At 66.7% G+C, this 615-nt stretch carries 1 protein-coding gene; it reads left to right on the forward strand.

The window, feature by feature from the left end; all coding sequences use genetic code 11:
• The coding region (locus ACTMVF_RS42415; protein WP_441276435.1) for a metal ABC transporter substrate-binding protein at window positions 1–615 on the forward strand (615 nt) is incomplete at both ends.

Here is a 615-nt window from a genome sequence, read left to right on the forward strand (position 1 = left end):
CGAGCAGATCGGTGCCGGGAAGGTGGAGGTCACCTCGATCATCAGCGACCCCGACCAGGACCCGCACTCCTACGAGGCCAACACGCAGAACCAGTTGGCGCTGTCCAAGGCGAAGGTCGTCATCGAGAACGGCGGCGGTTACGACGACTTCATCGACCGCATGCTGAGGAGCGGCGACAACTCGTCGGCCGAGGTGATCAACGCGGTCAGGGTCTCCGGGAAGACCGCCCCGGCGGGCGGGGAGCTCAACGAACACGTCTGGTACGACTTCCCCACGGTCGCGGGGCTCGCCGACCGCATCGCCACCGCCCTGGCCAAGGCCGACCCGGACGACGCCGCCACCTTCACCGCGAAGGCGAAGGACTTCAAGGAGAAGCTGAAGCCGCTGGAGGCGAAGGAAGCCAGGATCAAGGCCGACCACGGGGGCGAGGAAGTGGCCATCACCGAGCCCGTGCCGCTGTACATGGTCGAGGCGAGCGGGCTCAAGAACGCCACCCCCGAGGCGTTCAGCGAGGCCATCGAAGAAGGCGACGACGTCTCCCCGAGGACCCTGCAGGAGACCCTGGCGCTGTTCACCGGCAAGAAGGTCAACGCGCTGGTCTACAACGAGCAGAC

The sequence above is a fragment of the Streptomyces sp. SD31 genome (genome assembly GCF_052068475.1).
Lineage (GTDB): Bacteria > Actinomycetota > Actinomycetes > Streptomycetales > Streptomycetaceae > Streptomyces.